Consider the following 14,471-nt stretch of genomic DNA (forward strand, 5'->3'; position numbering starts at 1 on the left):
AGTTTACATAAATCCTATTCATTTAAGAAAAAATTTTTCAGGGGAATTTCTAAATTAATCACCATTTTTCACCTTAAAATTTGAGGCGTTTTCAAATATTTTTTCATAAGGACCCAATACATCTTTGTGCTTTTTATCTAGAACATCAGAGGCTTTAAAGGCAATTGCGTTAATAGTAGAACTCAACAAATCTTTAAGCATTGTTGTTTCTTCATCAAGAGCATCTATCTTTTCAACTTGTCGTTTAAAACCTTCGTATGACTCTGCAATTGCTTTTTTATGTGCGTATTCTTCTTGCAATCTGAATAAATGTCTATTTTGTAAGGCATTGTACGAAGTGAACCATACAATAGGAGAAATTAGTAATAAACGATAAGATAGATAAACTAAAAAACTATTCACAGTTGAAATGTCAGGCTTATTGCATGCATCCCAGATAATAATTACTAAAGCAACCACAAATAAGAGGCCTATTCCCAAATTAAATCTACAAGTTGTTTTGGATATTTTTGTTGCATATTCATCCTTTGCTGTTTTATAAGAAAAAGCTAATCCAGCACTTGTCGCCCCAGGTAATAGAGATTCTATTTTGTTTTTCAACTCATCAATTTTAGTTTTTTGTAACTCATCGAAAACATGTAGTTCATTTTCTAAATCAGTCAGTCTCTGTTGCAAACCTTCTTCTTTAATATTTCCTTCAGCAGTAAACGTACCTAACATCTCATTTTTAAAAGTTAATAACTCTTTTTGCTCATCTTTAACTTCTAAAATAATACCTTCAAACTCACTATTTTTTTTCTCTATTTCTTCATATAAAACATTAACCTTTTGATCAATAGAAAGCGTCTCTCCATCAAGTGGTTTAAATATTTTTTGATGTGTTGCTTCTATATCTGAAGCTAATTTTTCATACTTTTCTTGAACATCTGCAATATCCTTTTCATATTGAGCTAATATCGCAGCATTCTTAACTTGATTCTCTTCAAATTTTTGTTGTAGATTTTCAAAATATTCTTCCCATGATGGATTATCTTCACTTCCTTCATAGACTTTTTTGTGAAAATCTAAAATTTCAGACTGATAATCCAATATATTTTCTTCAATCTGTTTTATATTATTTTTTATAACAACAATTTGATCAAAAGCTTCCTTCGATTTTTCTTCATACGTTGTAGTTGCTCTATTATCTTCATTCGTCTCGACCGTCATTTAATACTCCTATCCGTCCACACATTCATCAAATGATTCGATGATTTTATCCACAATCATTACTCTTTACGACTTCCGGGAACAGTGCGACACGATTCGCACCAATCGTAGTTACTCTGTTTGTCTCGATATATTTTGAAAAGTTTTCCTTCTTTGCAATTGCGGCAATTAGCTTGATCTTCTAAATTTTGAGTATATGCAATTTTACTCATTGATTGCGGGAAGAAGCGGGTTAAAAGTGCGTAGAGTTGCCGGCGGTCAATTAAGATCAAATTATCATCTGCTGCTTTTAGAGCATAATCATCGAAATAGTGTGTCGTGATAAATATTCCTTGTTCAATTTTTTTACTCGAAAGTGAACCTCGAAAAGCATTAATTTCCTGAGTACTAATGCGCTTATTGAGCTTTTTAGGATTCCACTGTTTACATTGCACGCCGATTTTACGCACATTATTTTGATAGCCAACAACATCAATCCCGCCATCTCTCATTCCATCGACAATCTCGGCGTTATACCCTATTTTTTCCAAAATTGCTTTTGCAATCTCATTTAAATCTTGAGGTGGAACATTCCGATCATATTTCCTCATATCTAAATTCTGAATAGCGGTGATGAGATCTAAAGGTTCATCACTATCACAAGCGAGTAAATCAGCTAACCGGATTTCCGGCATTTTTTGAACATCTTCTACACTATTCTTTTCCTTAAACCAATTTTTAAAAAACACTTTTATTCTCCTCTTTAATCGCATCTAAATGATGAGCACTGATTTTATAGATATCCATATCGCCCCTTTACACAAACATGCGTTGTAACATTGCTTTTTTCAGCTGTTGATAAGTGGCAAGTTTCTGCGCTTGTTGTTCGATCTGTTGGTCGAGCTTTTGAAAGAAATTGCCGATGGCGGTTTGTTCTTCTATTTTTGGTATTCTCATCTTTATCTGCATCATTATATGAGCATTTAGTTTTGCTCTACCTCCTCCAACTAAGAAAGGAATAAAGTTAATTCTTTTCAGAGCATAAGATAAAAATTTTACATCACAGGAAGCTTTAGCAGCTAAAACATGAGCATGGTTATTAACCCAGATTTTTCCTTCTACATATTGAATAGGATAATCTCTTAAGTTATTAGCTCCATCCTCTGCTACCAATATGTGCTCACCTTCATGAGTATAGCCTTGAACATAATCCTGAATACCATTGGCGCCATAGTATGGCGTAGTACCCAAAACTCTCTCTGAAGCTGTTACAGGCTTCCTCAAATTATCTAATCTATTTGTTATTTTATGTAAAGCATAATCCTCCCAATCCCCACTAAATCCGGCAAAGCGCACACGCGGAACTTTTTCCCCTTTTTGTGGAAACATCTTTTGTAACATCGATTGTTTATAAGCACGCGCTGTATCGAGTGCCTTTTGTTGTAGCTCAATCACCTGATCGATCTTTTGGAAAAAATCACCGATTTGGGTTTGTTCCTTTTTATTTGGAAAATAAATACTTACTTTTGCTATATCATTTTGACCAATAGTTGTCATAGTTCCCGTTTTACTAACAGAAATTAATTGCTTCCTAACAAAATTAGATCGAAAATTAAAATGTAAAAATAAAGGGATATATTTAGTTAAATCAGGGGTGAATTTAATAAGATGTCCATCAAAAGTTACATCCTCACTAGAATTCAAATATACGTTACTCCAAGCAATTCCTTCTTTTACTAACGATGATCTTGTAAAAAATAAGTCGCCTTGCTGTACTTTATTCAAATGAAATTCTTTTTCAGACAAATTTAATAAACTCAAATTGTTTTCCTTAATATAAGGATTATCAAACATATTGGTTACATTAATTAATTTGTACCCTTTACCCACCTTTTTAGGGTCATTAAAAACTCCATTACTAAACTTCTTATTGATAGACATATCTATCAGAAGCTTTCCCCTCCACTCACCTTCAAATCCCTTAAACCGAATTTGAGGAATATTCATTTTATCCTTCGCCATCTTATTCCCCTTTTAGTGCTGCTTTAAAGGCGGTAAGCTCAGCTTCGGCTTCGGCAGTTGTGCCGGTTAGCTCATCGAGCATGGCAAAGAGTTCTTGCTCGGCGCTTTGTAGCTCGCTATTAACGGCTAAAAGATCGGCGGAGATGTCGGCAAGTGGAATCTCGGGCTCGGGCTCAAAAGTATCCACATAGCGCGGGATATTGAGGTTAAACTCATTTTCAACAATCTCTTCAAAACTTGCCACATAGCTATATTTATCAATCGTTTTACGCTCCACATAAGTTTGTAAAATCGTATTGATATGCTCGGCGGTGAGAATATTTTGCGTGCGTACCTTTTCAAACTCGTTTGAGGCATCAATAAAGAGTACATCGCGCTGATCATAATCTTTTTTGAGGACAATAATCGTTGTAGGAATGGAAGTATTAAAGAAGATATTCGAAGGCAGACCAATTACGGCATAGATATGGCCATTTTCCAGTAAGACTTTACGGATCTTCTCCTCCGCCCCGCCGCGAAATAGAACACCATGCGGCAAGACAATCGCCATCGTGCCATTGGATTTAAGATGGTAAAAACCATGCAAAAGAAAGGCAAAATCCGCCTTCGACTTCGGTGCTAAGACGCCATAAGGGGCAAAGCGCACATCGTCTAAGAACCCTTTTGCCGCACTCCAATCCGCAGAATAAGGCGGATTCATCAACACCGCATCGAAGTTCGTGGGCTCTTCGGTTGGCCAATCCTCATCGAGTGTGTCGGCATTACTCAAATGTTGATTGGCGATCGGCACACCATGAAGCATCAAATTCATGCGCGCTAAGTTATAAGTAGAGGTATTAATCTCCTGCCCAAAATAGAGTACCGTATTGGGCTCGGTTGTCTCTTTTTTAATATTGAGCATGAGCGAACCTGAGCCCATCGTTGGGTCATAGACACTAAAGCCTTTTTGATCCTCTTTGCCATGAATGACGATTTTCGTCATCAATTCCGCAACGGGCTGCGGCGTGTAGAATTCCCCGGCTTTCTTGCCCGAATCGGAGGCAAACTGCCCAATCATATACTCATACGCATCGCCGAGAATATCGCCCGAATGACCTGCAAAGTCGATCTCGGCAAGGGCTTTCATAATGCCGGAGATAGTTTCATTCTGCTTTTGAGGTGTTGAGCCTAATTTACGGGAGTAGAGATCAATATCTTGGAAGAGATTGGCAAAAGCATCGGATGATTGCTCGATATTCCGAAAGCCTTGTTGTAAACTTTCGAGCTGGAAAGATTGGCTAAACACTGCACTAATCAGTGCGGTAAAGGTATATTCCGGCGCAATCACATAGGAGAACTCCTCCTTTAACGCATCTTTCAGATCGTCTTGAATGTCCGGATTTTCATACGCGGCACGATACACTTCCTGCTTAAAGTTTAATGATTCCCGAGCGTGGCCGGTGAATTTTGCTAATATCTCCGCCGGCAGTAGCATTTCGATCTCATCTTCGAGCTGTGTTGCAGCGTAATGGAGCATTTTATCGGAGAGATATTTATAGAAGATAATGCCTAAAAGATAATTTTTATATTCGTTGGCATCCATTTTTGAGCGCAGAATATCTGCCGATGCCCAAAGTGCGCTATATAAAGTTTTCGAGTTCTGATCAGACATAACTTGCCCCAGTTGTAAAATGTAAGAATACGCATTATGAAATAAAACTCGATTCTAGCAGATTTACAAGATCAATTGGGGCAAATACGGACAATTGTCCGCTTAAATGATGATTTAAAACACCATGTTACTCTTTTGGGAGCTAAGCAAAAAGATCCCCATTTTTAATATCGGTGATAAACATATGTCCCGGCGCATGAGTAATCACAAAATCGAGTTTGGCAGAGATCGCCGTATATTGTGCTGTAATGCCACATGACCAAAACACCGGTACTTCATCAGGACGTAAAATGATCGTATCACCAAAATCGGGATTAAATAGATCGGTAATCCCAAGCATCGAAGGGTCGCCAATATGCACCGGCGCACCATAAACATCAGTCAGCGCGTTCGTTACTGTCACGGCTTTTACTAATTTCTGTCGAGGAACGGGAACCATGCTCACGAGCATTGGTCCACTAAAAATACCCGCGGATTGGGTCGGTTGATTGGTAATATAGATCGGTGCATTCAATCCATCTTCAAGGTGCCGCACATCGATACCCGCATCCATCAATGCCATTTCATAGCTAATGCTGCTCCCTAACAGAAAACTGACAAGATCATCGCGCCAATATTTTTCTACTGATTCCGCTTCACCTTCTAAAACACCATCACGATAAAGACAATAACGAGGAATATCGCGCGCAATATCAGATCCTTTTGCCGAGTGTTTAAACTCCCGTGATCCGACATCACTCACCTCTAATATTGGACATATTTTGGCATTACGCTGAATATAAAGAAGAAAATCATAAGCATGTATCTTAGAAAGAACCACTAAATTACCTTGAGCAAAACCAGCAGAAATGCCAGCCGTTGGTTGACGGATACGTCCTTCACGAATTAATTCTCGTACCTTTTGGGGATGAAGTTGGTAAAGAAGCTCTCGAGTAAATTGATCAGACATCGCGAAATCAATCCTTTGATCATTAGTAAAAACTACTTAAAAATAAGACGACTATATTGAATAATATTATCAAACATCTGTTATTTTTTGTAAAAAAATACCTACCAAGATATTTTTCTGCAACGTAAAAATAAATAAAATGATTAGCAAAACCTTGTAATTACATTTACTGGTCGGCTATCGTCTCGCCGGAGATATGCGTATAATTGATGGAATAACAGATTTTACAAATCATTTAAATTTATGGCATATGGGCTAATTAATCATGAATCGCGCGCTTAATCTTCGCCTCTTTTTAAAAAAACTACTCTACACACTCACGATTATCGCTTCAATTATCCTCATTATCGATATTACAATTGTGGATCTACCAAATATTCAGCGTAATTTAGATGTTACACCGACACGATTGCAGTTTTGGATCTGTATCTATTTTTTAATCGACTTTTCTTTACTAATGCTGATTGCGGATGACAAAGCGCAGTACTTTAAACGCTACTTTCTATTAGTACCGCTATCAATTCCATATCTCAATATTTTAGGCTACTATCAAGTTGATCTCAGTACGAATGTGCTCTATCTCCTTAAATTCCTCCCCATTATTCGCGGCGTTGTAGCACTCATTTTATTAGTCAATCTCCTTATCAGTAATCGGATCACTGGGCTTTTTATCGCTTATCTCTCGATTTTTATCTCTATTGCCTACATTCAAACACTGATCTTTTACCTCTTTGAAGCGCCTGTAAACCCCATGGTGAAAAGCTATTATGATGTGCTGTGGTGGGCATCAATGACCATGACAACATTAGGCTCTAACATTATCCCTGTTACCGGCGTTGGCAAGGTGAGTACTGTGGTATTAGCCATCACCGGCATTACCATCTTCCCGATCTTTACCGTCTATATTACAACGCTTATTCAAGCCTGGAACAATAAAGATAAAGCGCATCATTCAAAGAGTAAATCAGCAACAGCAATTGCTTCTAAATCGGCACAATAATCAATATTTACAAATACTTATAAATATCTATTTTTTAAAAATTGTTAAAAAAAAGCCATACATCAAACTTTGGGCAGATATATCCCTACAAGTTCATATCTAATGGGCTTATAATGATACTATATAATTTACAAATTTATATATAGTAATGACAATAAAAAACATCTTTGTCAGTGCTATATGACCGTGATTTTTTTAAATCAACTTAGCGATACGCTAAAAATAAGGAGTAAAATTATGAGTAGCACTTTCTTTATGCCACCGGTAAACGTGATTGGTGAAAACGCCCTTGCAGATGCTGTTGCAACGTTAAGAGGCTATGGCTTCAAAAAAGGTTTAATCGTCACCGATCATTTTCTCTCTAAATCAGGAATGGCTGATGAAGTCATTAAGCTTTTAAACGAAGTAGATATTCAAGCGGTTGTTTTTGATGGTACAAATCCTAATCCAACAACAAAAAATGTTGCGGATGGTTTAGCAATTTTAAAAACTGAAAAATGTGATTTCGTCATTTCACTTGGTGGTGGTTCACCACATGATTGTGCTAAAGGAATCGCACTTTGTGCGACAAATGGCGATGACATTAGTGCATTTGAAGGGTTAGATAAAACACAAAAACCACAATTACCAATGGTTGCCATTAATACAACTGCGGGTACGGCAAGTGAGATGACCCGTTTTTGCATCATCACCGATGAAGAGCGTCATGTTAAAATGGCCATTGTTGATAAAAATTCAACGCCTATTCTTTCTGTGAACGATCCACACATGATGAAAGGTATGCCAAAAGGCTTAACAGCGGCAACAGGGATGGATGCGTTAACCCACTCAATCGAAGCATATATCTCAACAGCAGCAAATCCTATTACGGATGCTTGTGCCCTTAAAGCGATTACTTTAATCGTAGATAATCTTCAAACAGCGGTCGAAAATGGCGATAATATCGAAGCTCGTGACAATATGGCCTATGCGCAATTCTTAGCGGGTATGGCGTTTAACAACGCTTCTTTAGGTTATGTACATGCAATGGCGCATCAGCTAGGCGGTATGTATGACTTACCACACGGTGTTTGTAACGCTGTACTTCTTCCACACGTTTTAGACTTCAATAAATCAGCAGCGTCAGGTCGTCTGAAAGATGTGGCAAAAGCAATGCACATCAATGTTGAAGGCATGAGCGATATGCAAGCTGCAGATGCAGCAATTGCAAAAATCCGTGAGCTTTCAGCAGCGATCAATATCCCTGCGAACTTAACACTTCTTAATGCAAAAGCAGAAGATATTCCGCTTCTGTCAAAAAATGCGTTACTTGATGTTTGTTCTGCAACAAATCCTGTTCAAGGTACACAAGCAGACGTTGAAAATATCTTTAAGGCTGCAATGTAATTATTAGCAATACCGAACACTTTAAAAAAGTAACAGCATTCTTTTACGAATGCTGTTTTTTATGGGGTTTTATGGGGTTTTTATGGGAGTTTTATGGGGTTTTTATAATAATTTTTATGCCAATCTAATGAAAGGATCTTTTGTAGTAGCAATAAAAAAACCATCGAGATATTGATTCTCGATGGCTCTACCCTGTTATTAGCAATTTGTGTTTATTTTCTATCGGTCAGTTATCGATCGATCCTCAAACATGTTGCCTACTCTTCACTTTGCAACCAAACGCGACCAAGGCGATCTGCTGTGATCATTGCTGCATAAACATCTTCTTCCGTTACTGAAAATGGCATATTATGAATAGTATCAGTATCCGCACAACTCAGTTTCGCGGCTGCTTTGAGTTTTTCATGATAATTCGGTGCATCATCGTTAAAGCCTAGTTCAGCAAATGTCACGGGTAATCCTACCGATGTGGAGAACTCTAAGACTTCTTCAATCTCTTCTAACGGACTATTTTCCAGCACTAGTTGTACCAAAACTCCAAAAGCGACTTTCTCACCATGATACATATTGTGGCATTCTTCAATCACCGTTAAACCATTATGAATCGCATGGCACGCGGCTAATCCCGCACTTTCAAATCCCAAACCGCTTAAAAGTGTATTTGCTTCTACAATATTTTCAACCGCTTTAGTACTGACTTTACTCTCTACGGCAAATTTTGCTTTAAGCCCTTCTTCTAAAAGCGTTTCATAGCAGAGCGTTGCTAGCGTCATCGCCGCACGCGTTGTTAACCCCCCCGCCATCGTTGGTTTTTGGGCATCGGTACAGGCTTTTGCTTCAAAATAGGTTGCTAATGCATCCCCCATTCCCGCAACAAAGAGACGTACCGGCGCATTGGCGATAATTGCGGTATCCATCACAACAACATCAGGATTTTTCGGATAGATAAGATAGCTCTCAAATTCACCTTTATCGGTATAGATCACCGAAAGAGCACTAGTTGGAGCATCTGTTGAAGCAATTGTTGGGGCAATCACAATCGGTACTTCGCCATAATAAGCAACTGCCTTAGCTGCATCTAAGGTTTTACCACCGCCAATACCAACTACAATATCTGCTCCGCTCTTTACAAAGAGTTCACCAAGGCGCTTAATCTCATTTTGCGAGCATTCGCCGTGAAAGATCGCTTTGTGATAGGTCAAGCCACTCGCCTCCATACTTGTTTTGACCATTGACTCAACAAGCCCAAAGACAAACTCATCGGCTATCACGAATGCATTTTTGCCAAGTGGCTTGATATACTCTGCGATCGCTTTAAGTGCATTAGGACCTTGAACGTATTTACCGGGGGATTGCAACACTTTTAACATATAAACTCCTTTGTAAAATTGAGCCAAATTGTAAAACTTGCCAAAACAAGGGATTATCGACCACTATCTATATAAATCCCTACATTCACTATAACAGATTTACACTTATCCCGTAGTTATTAAAAAAGCGCTACTCTTTCGGTAACGCTTTCAATTCTTAAGACTCTTTCTTGATTACGGCGTCTTATTTAAGCCGCACCAATCTCTTCTAACTGATCCAGTGATGGCACATAGAGAAAGCTACCTGTCACTGCATGCGTGTACGACAACATATGGTCAAAATTTTCATCCTCTTCACCAAACATCCGAGCAAGCATCTTCTCATAACGGGTAAGTTCAGCACTATAAGCTAAGAAGTAGAGGCCTTTTTCACCGCTTGCATAACCGTACGGCAAGCTGTGGCGAACAATTTCAAGCTCTTCACCATCTTCGTCAATCACCACACGTTCTGTATGTGCACCAACAGGTTTCTCATCATCATCCATCTCAATGTCATCCACTTTTGTGCGACCAAAAACATTCTCTTGTGTTTTAAGGTCAAAGTGTTCGATCTGTTCAAGAGAGTGCACCCATTTTTGCGCAATCACATAACTACCACCGGCATCAATGCCATCATTAATTACCGCGACATCAATACGATCTTCTGCACCTTTTGGATTCTCAGTACCATCGACAAACCCACTTAAATCACGCGCTTCTAACCATCTAAATCCATGAACTTCCTCTTCAATAGTGACGAGACCTTTAAAGAGTTTTACAAAATCTTGTGCAACTGAAAAATTAATACGATGAGAATGAGAGTTAATATGGACAAACATATCGCGTTGAGTTGCCTTTGCCATGCCGTAACCAAGCTCTCTAAAATCAACAAGCTCAGGGGCACTATTAGCGTTTCCGGAAAGTTTTGTCCAAGCATCGCGTCCAAAAGCCACAACTATTTGCAAGCCACACGTTGAATAACGAGAAATATAGGATCTTTGACGTGCTAATAGACCGGCAATTGCCTCTTTAATCGCTTCTAGATCATCACTTTTAAAATTCACTTCCATAAAAATAGCATGATCACGGTTTTCAACAATTAAACCTTCTTGGAAATTGAGTTCACTCATTGCTGCTCCTTATACTTTTCGATTATTGAAATCACATTGCCGACAATTCCCTGTTTGGTCTTATCAGGATACTATCGATTTATTCAATGCCCTCACTAAAACTTCCTTCATAATACCGCTTTTTACGCAATTTTACATGATTTACGGTGCTATTTTATGCAAAAATATTCTATAAAAAACGGGAATTTCACATCAAATTCCGAAATATCCTACAATGGATCTTTCCCTTTTTAATAATCGAAAAATTTATGACTATTGATGAAAATCGACTCTTTATTCTCGCTGCGGGAATTATTATTGATCCCAAAGGACGTTTACTAGTGGTGCGGAAAAAAAACACCCACAAGTATATGCTTCCCGGTGGAAAAATTGATGCAGGTGAAACACCCATTGAGGCGCTGTTACGAGAATTACAAGAAGAGGTTAATCTCGTAATTCCACCCGCTTTAGCCCATTTTATCCAAACATATGAAGCGCCCGCTGCAAATGAGCCTGGGTACTTTATTCGCTCTAATCTTTTTATGGTACTACTGCCAGAACTCAAAGAGATTATGCCAAGTTCCGAGATTGCCGAAGCAATTTGGATTACCCCAAAAGAGTGCGATCACTATGATTTTGCACCACTTATGACAAGCTTTGTGATTCCTACATGGCTTGAAATGATCAAAAATGTCGGCGATAGTCTAGGATTTGATCCTCATTTTGATGCGTAATTGCCCCAACTTATCATTCAACATAGGAGATGACATTTATGGAAACCCCCATTATTTTAGAACCCAAAGCACACGCTGATTCTGCCGTTATTTGGCTCCATGGCCTAGGTGCTTCAAAAGAGGATTTCTTACCTGTTGCGCAGATATTACAACGCAATATTCTTCCAACAACGCGTTTTATTCTGCCACAAGCGCCGGTAAGACCTGTCTCTTTAAATAATGGTTTCCCGATGCCTTCATGGTATGACATTATCGCACTGACTTCGCCCCGCGAGATTAAGCAGTCGGAACTTGATGAATCGAGCCAATATGTGGTCTCACTCATTGAAACAGAAGTCGCTAAAGGGATTCCGCGCGAACGTATTATTCTTGCAGGATTTTCACAAGGCGGTGCAGTTGTACTTAATACTGCATTTATCGCTGATGAAAAAAATGTTGGTGGTGTGATGGCACTCTCTACTTATAGTGCAACATTTGATGAGTCCCTCAATATCGGGGATGATAAAAAACAGATTCCAACACTTCATCTTCATGGCACAATGGATGATGTCGTGAATATCGAACTTGGACGAGCAGCAGAAACATTCCTGCGTCATCGTGGTGTCAAAACCACTTGGCATGATTATCCGATGCGCCATGAGGTCATCAATGACGAAATACAAGATATTGCAGTTTGGCTGCAAGAACACCTAAATCCATCACTTTAATTCGATTGATCAGCAGAAAATATTGGGAGGAGAGATGCCACAATCATTAAATATCATTATTATTGGTGAAATTGCCGCGGGGATGAGCGTTGCTGCAAAGGCAAAACGTGAAAACCCCGAAGCCAATATTACCGTCATTGAAAAGCAGGACTATATCTCATTTGGTGCTTGTGGATTGCCCTACTATTTGGGAGAGCAGTTTACCAATCCTCAACGAATGTTCGCTCGTACGCCAGAACAAATTATGGCAAGTGGCATAAATCTCCTTCTTGAAACGGAAGCAACTGCGATTGATTTCGACCAACAATTCGTTACGATCAGAGATCTAAAAAGCAACCGTCAAAAAACACTGTCATATGATCGACTGATGATCGCTACGGGTGCCCTGCCCAATCGCCTCAATATCCCAGAAATGAATGCAGAAAATGTCTATCTCCATACATTATTAAAAGATGTGGAAGTACTTAAAAGAAATCTTCACCGCTACCATAAAATCACTGTTGTTGGCGGAGGGTTTATTGGTGTTGAAGTGGCAGATCAATTAGCACAACTTGGCAAAAAAGTGACACTCATCCAAAATAGTGCGGCAATCATGGACGGGCCTTTTGATCATGAATTTTCAGAATATATTGAAAATGCACTGACAGAAGAAAATATCACCATTAAAAAAGACCAGCTTGTTAAAAGCTTTTTAAGCCATAAAAAGACTGTGAATGCCGTTGTTACAGACAAAGAATGTATTGAAACAGATGCGATTGTTGTCGCGATTGGATTTCATCCAAACACCGAGTTTATTACCGATACGCGTTTAAAAAAACTCCCAAATGGCGCCATCATTATTAATCAATATGGTGAAACATCGATCCCTAATGTCTTTAGTGCCGGTGATTGTGCCACTGTTCCTCATCGTCTATTAGGGGATCGTTATATTCCTTTAGCAACCTCAGCTAATAAACTGGGACGGATCATTGGAAGCAATATCGTTTCAGATCGAGAACATTATATCGCTTATCCCGGAAGCCTTGGTTCAAGCCTTATTAAAGCTGGACAATATGAGGCCGGCAGCACCGGACTAACAGAGACAATGGCAGCAACCATTGGGGATGATTTCAAAACGACCTTAGTGACAACGCCCAACCATACCAACTACTATCCCGAGCAAGAGATACTCACCATTAAACTTGTTTATCATAGAGTAAGTAAAGTATTGGTAGGTGCACAAATCTTTGGAAAAAAGGATGCGGCACTCAGACTGCATGCTTTATCAGTAGCAATTCATGCAGGTTTGACTACCGATGAGTTAGGGCTTTTAGATTTAGGATATGCCCCTCCCTTCACAACAACATGGGAAGCCATCAATATTGCGGCAAATACGGCTAAGTAATAAAACATTATGGAATATAAATATTATTAAACTCGCTTTTCTTCAATCCTTTTTACAATTAATATAAGTCCATAATCTTATAATGGAATGATGGGGAGCGATCTTTTAACACGCTTTCATTACCGAATAACGCTATTAAAAAAATACAAAACTAATATGAAAAAATTACTAATTGCGAGCCTCTTTATAACAACTAGTTCATTTGCATTCGCTCAGACGAGCAATTTAAGCCTCGGCGTAGGGGTTGGTTATCAACAAAAACCGTATGTCGGTGATAATTCTGACTGGGTTCCTGTGCCCCATTTAGAGTATCAATCAGGCGCTTTTTTCATTAAAGGGCTAAAACTCGGTGTTGATGTCATTGATATTAATAATACAAAGGTTGATCTCCACTTAAATTATCAATCATTAAGCTTTAAACCGGGAGATTCTCATTGGCCGTTCAATGGATTAGATCGCCGTAAATCAACCATTCAACTCGGTGCGGGTATTAGCCATCGCTTTGATAATAACCTCTTTGTGAGTGCTGATATCGGTGGCGATATTCTTGGCCGAAGTAAAGATATGGTGGCGAATGCAAATGTTGGATATATCTATCGTGTCAATGATCATTTTAATCTTGTTCCACGCGCCGGATTAACATGGGATGATAAAAAACACAATCGCTACTACTATGGAGTTTCAGCAGCTGAATCAATGCGTACAGGGATTCGTCAATATCGCCCAGGCAGCTCTGTAACACCTCATATCGGCATTGGTATGACTGTCAAAGCGACAAATAACTTCCACGTTTTTGGTGGTATGGAATTTAAATTCCTCCCAAGTGATGTAAAAGATAGCCCAATGACAAACCGCTCTACCTTATCGAGCTTCGCATTAGGTCTTAACTATAGTTTCTAACACTGTTAGCCATAAAATAATATCGACCAAGCACTCACTTCAAGAGTGCTTTTTTATTGTTCGCCATAAGGCCTTGTAAAAATATTTATTGC

13 protein-coding genes are annotated in these 14,471 nt (G+C 38.8%); 6 read left to right on the plus strand and 7 right to left on the minus strand.

Translation table 11 applies throughout. The features are described from left to right. Nucleotides 1-54: 54 nt before the first annotated feature. The 5 genes from ACPF7B_RS06905 to ACPF7B_RS06925 form a co-directional block, all read right to left on the minus strand. A complete protein-coding gene (locus ACPF7B_RS06905) occupies nucleotides 55-1,209 on the minus strand; it encodes a hypothetical protein (RefSeq protein WP_490505089.1) in 1,155 nt (384 codons plus the stop codon). 59 nt (nucleotides 1,210-1,268) lie between these two features. Continuing rightward, complete coding sequence (locus ACPF7B_RS06910) at nucleotides 1,269-1,937, minus strand: restriction endonuclease (protein ID WP_490505090.1); 669 nt, start codon at nucleotides 1,935-1,937, stop codon at nucleotides 1,269-1,271. Between the two features lie 67 nt (nucleotides 1,938-2,004). Further along, on the minus strand, nucleotides 2,005-3,210 hold the full coding sequence (locus tag ACPF7B_RS06915) for a restriction endonuclease subunit S (protein ID WP_490505091.1): 1,206 nt from the start codon (nucleotides 3,208-3,210) through the stop codon (nucleotides 2,005-2,007). A gap of 1 nt (nucleotide 3,211) precedes the next feature. Next, complete coding sequence (locus ACPF7B_RS06920; protein WP_490505092.1) at nucleotides 3,212-4,861, minus strand: type I restriction-modification system subunit M; 1,650 nt, start codon at nucleotides 4,859-4,861, stop codon at nucleotides 3,212-3,214. 142 nt (nucleotides 4,862-5,003) lie between these two features. Then, complete coding sequence (locus ACPF7B_RS06925; RefSeq protein WP_490505093.1) at nucleotides 5,004-5,810, minus strand: putative hydro-lyase; 807 nt, start codon at nucleotides 5,808-5,810, stop codon at nucleotides 5,004-5,006. A gap of 265 nt (nucleotides 5,811-6,075) precedes the next feature. Between ACPF7B_RS06925 and ACPF7B_RS06930 the strand changes: the two genes are divergently transcribed. Together ACPF7B_RS06930 and yiaY are read left to right on the plus strand one after the other, a co-directional pair. After that, nucleotides 6,076-6,810, plus strand: a complete 735-nt coding sequence (locus tag ACPF7B_RS06930) for an ion channel (protein WP_490505094.1) — start codon at nucleotides 6,076-6,078, stop codon at nucleotides 6,808-6,810. Between the two features lie 237 nt (nucleotides 6,811-7,047). Beyond that, entirely contained in the window at nucleotides 7,048-8,196 is a 1,149-nt protein-coding gene (gene yiaY, locus ACPF7B_RS06935) for an L-threonine dehydrogenase (protein WP_490505095.1), read from the plus strand. A 257-nt stretch (nucleotides 8,197-8,453) separates the two neighbouring features. Here the strand turns inward: yiaY and ACPF7B_RS06940 are convergent, their stop codons facing one another. After that, the gene (locus ACPF7B_RS06940; protein WP_490505096.1) at nucleotides 8,454-9,566 is read right to left on the minus strand and encodes a glycerol dehydrogenase; all 1,113 of its coding nucleotides are present in this window, start codon (nucleotides 9,564-9,566) and stop codon (nucleotides 8,454-8,456) included. A 188-nt stretch (nucleotides 9,567-9,754) separates the two neighbouring features. Beyond that, nucleotides 9,755-10,675, minus strand: coding sequence for a Dyp-type peroxidase (locus ACPF7B_RS06945; protein WP_490505097.1), 921 nt, complete (start codon nucleotides 10,673-10,675; stop codon nucleotides 9,755-9,757). A gap of 248 nt (nucleotides 10,676-10,923) precedes the next feature. Here ACPF7B_RS06945 and ACPF7B_RS06950 point away from each other — a divergent pair, with 248 nt between their 5' ends. The 4 genes from ACPF7B_RS06950 (at nucleotide 10,924) to ACPF7B_RS06965 (ending at nucleotide 14,379) form a co-directional block, all read left to right on the plus strand. Further along, nucleotides 10,924-11,388 carry an NUDIX hydrolase gene (locus ACPF7B_RS06950; RefSeq protein WP_490505098.1) on the plus strand — a complete coding sequence of 155 codons (465 nt, stop codon included), beginning with the start codon at nucleotides 10,924-10,926 and terminating at the stop codon, nucleotides 11,386-11,388. 38 nt (nucleotides 11,389-11,426) lie between these two features. Further along, complete coding sequence (locus ACPF7B_RS06955; RefSeq protein ID WP_490505099.1) at nucleotides 11,427-12,095, plus strand: alpha/beta hydrolase; 669 nt, start codon at nucleotides 11,427-11,429, stop codon at nucleotides 12,093-12,095. Between the two features lie 34 nt (nucleotides 12,096-12,129). Beyond that, nucleotides 12,130-13,479, plus strand: coding sequence for a CoA-disulfide reductase (locus ACPF7B_RS06960; RefSeq protein WP_490505100.1), 1,350 nt, complete (start codon nucleotides 12,130-12,132; stop codon nucleotides 13,477-13,479). Nucleotides 13,480-13,635: 156 nt separating this feature from the next. Next, nucleotides 13,636-14,379 (plus strand): MipA/OmpV family protein, encoded by a 744-nt coding sequence (locus ACPF7B_RS06965; RefSeq protein WP_490505101.1) that lies wholly within the window; start codon nucleotides 13,636-13,638, stop codon nucleotides 14,377-14,379. Nucleotides 14,380-14,471: the final 92 nt, after the last annotated feature.

The organism is Ignatzschineria sp. 22MB058224 (genome assembly GCF_058188435.1).

Excerpts from the sequence above, each read along its gene's own strand:
- ACPF7B_RS06905 (WP_490505089.1), bottom strand. The coding sequence starts at position 1,209 with ATGACGGTCGAGACGAATGAAGATAATAGAGCAACTACAACGTATGAA.
- ACPF7B_RS06915 (WP_490505091.1), bottom strand. The coding sequence starts at position 3,210 with ATGGCGAAGGATAAAATGAATATTCCTCAAATTCGGTTTAAGGGATTT.
- ACPF7B_RS06920 (WP_490505092.1), bottom strand. The coding sequence starts at position 4,861 with ATGTCTGATCAGAACTCGAAAACTTTATATAGCGCACTTTGGGCATCG.
- ACPF7B_RS06925 (WP_490505093.1), bottom strand. The coding sequence starts at position 5,810 with ATGTCTGATCAATTTACTCGAGAGCTTCTTTACCAACTTCATCCCCAA.
- ACPF7B_RS06930 (WP_490505094.1), top strand. The coding sequence starts at position 6,076 with ATGAATCGCGCGCTTAATCTTCGCCTCTTTTTAAAAAAACTACTCTAC.
- yiaY (WP_490505095.1), top strand. The coding sequence starts at position 7,048 with ATGAGTAGCACTTTCTTTATGCCACCGGTAAACGTGATTGGTGAAAAC.
- ACPF7B_RS06940 (WP_490505096.1), bottom strand. The coding sequence starts at position 9,566 with ATGTTAAAAGTGTTGCAATCCCCCGGTAAATACGTTCAAGGTCCTAAT.
- ACPF7B_RS06945 (WP_490505097.1), bottom strand. The coding sequence starts at position 10,675 with ATGAGTGAACTCAATTTCCAAGAAGGTTTAATTGTTGAAAACCGTGAT.
- ACPF7B_RS06950 (WP_490505098.1), top strand. The coding sequence starts at position 10,924 with ATGACTATTGATGAAAATCGACTCTTTATTCTCGCTGCGGGAATTATT.
- ACPF7B_RS06955 (WP_490505099.1), top strand. The coding sequence starts at position 11,427 with ATGGAAACCCCCATTATTTTAGAACCCAAAGCACACGCTGATTCTGCC.
- ACPF7B_RS06960 (WP_490505100.1), top strand. The coding sequence starts at position 12,130 with ATGCCACAATCATTAAATATCATTATTATTGGTGAAATTGCCGCGGGG.
- ACPF7B_RS06965 (WP_490505101.1), top strand. The coding sequence starts at position 13,636 with ATGAAAAAATTACTAATTGCGAGCCTCTTTATAACAACTAGTTCATTT.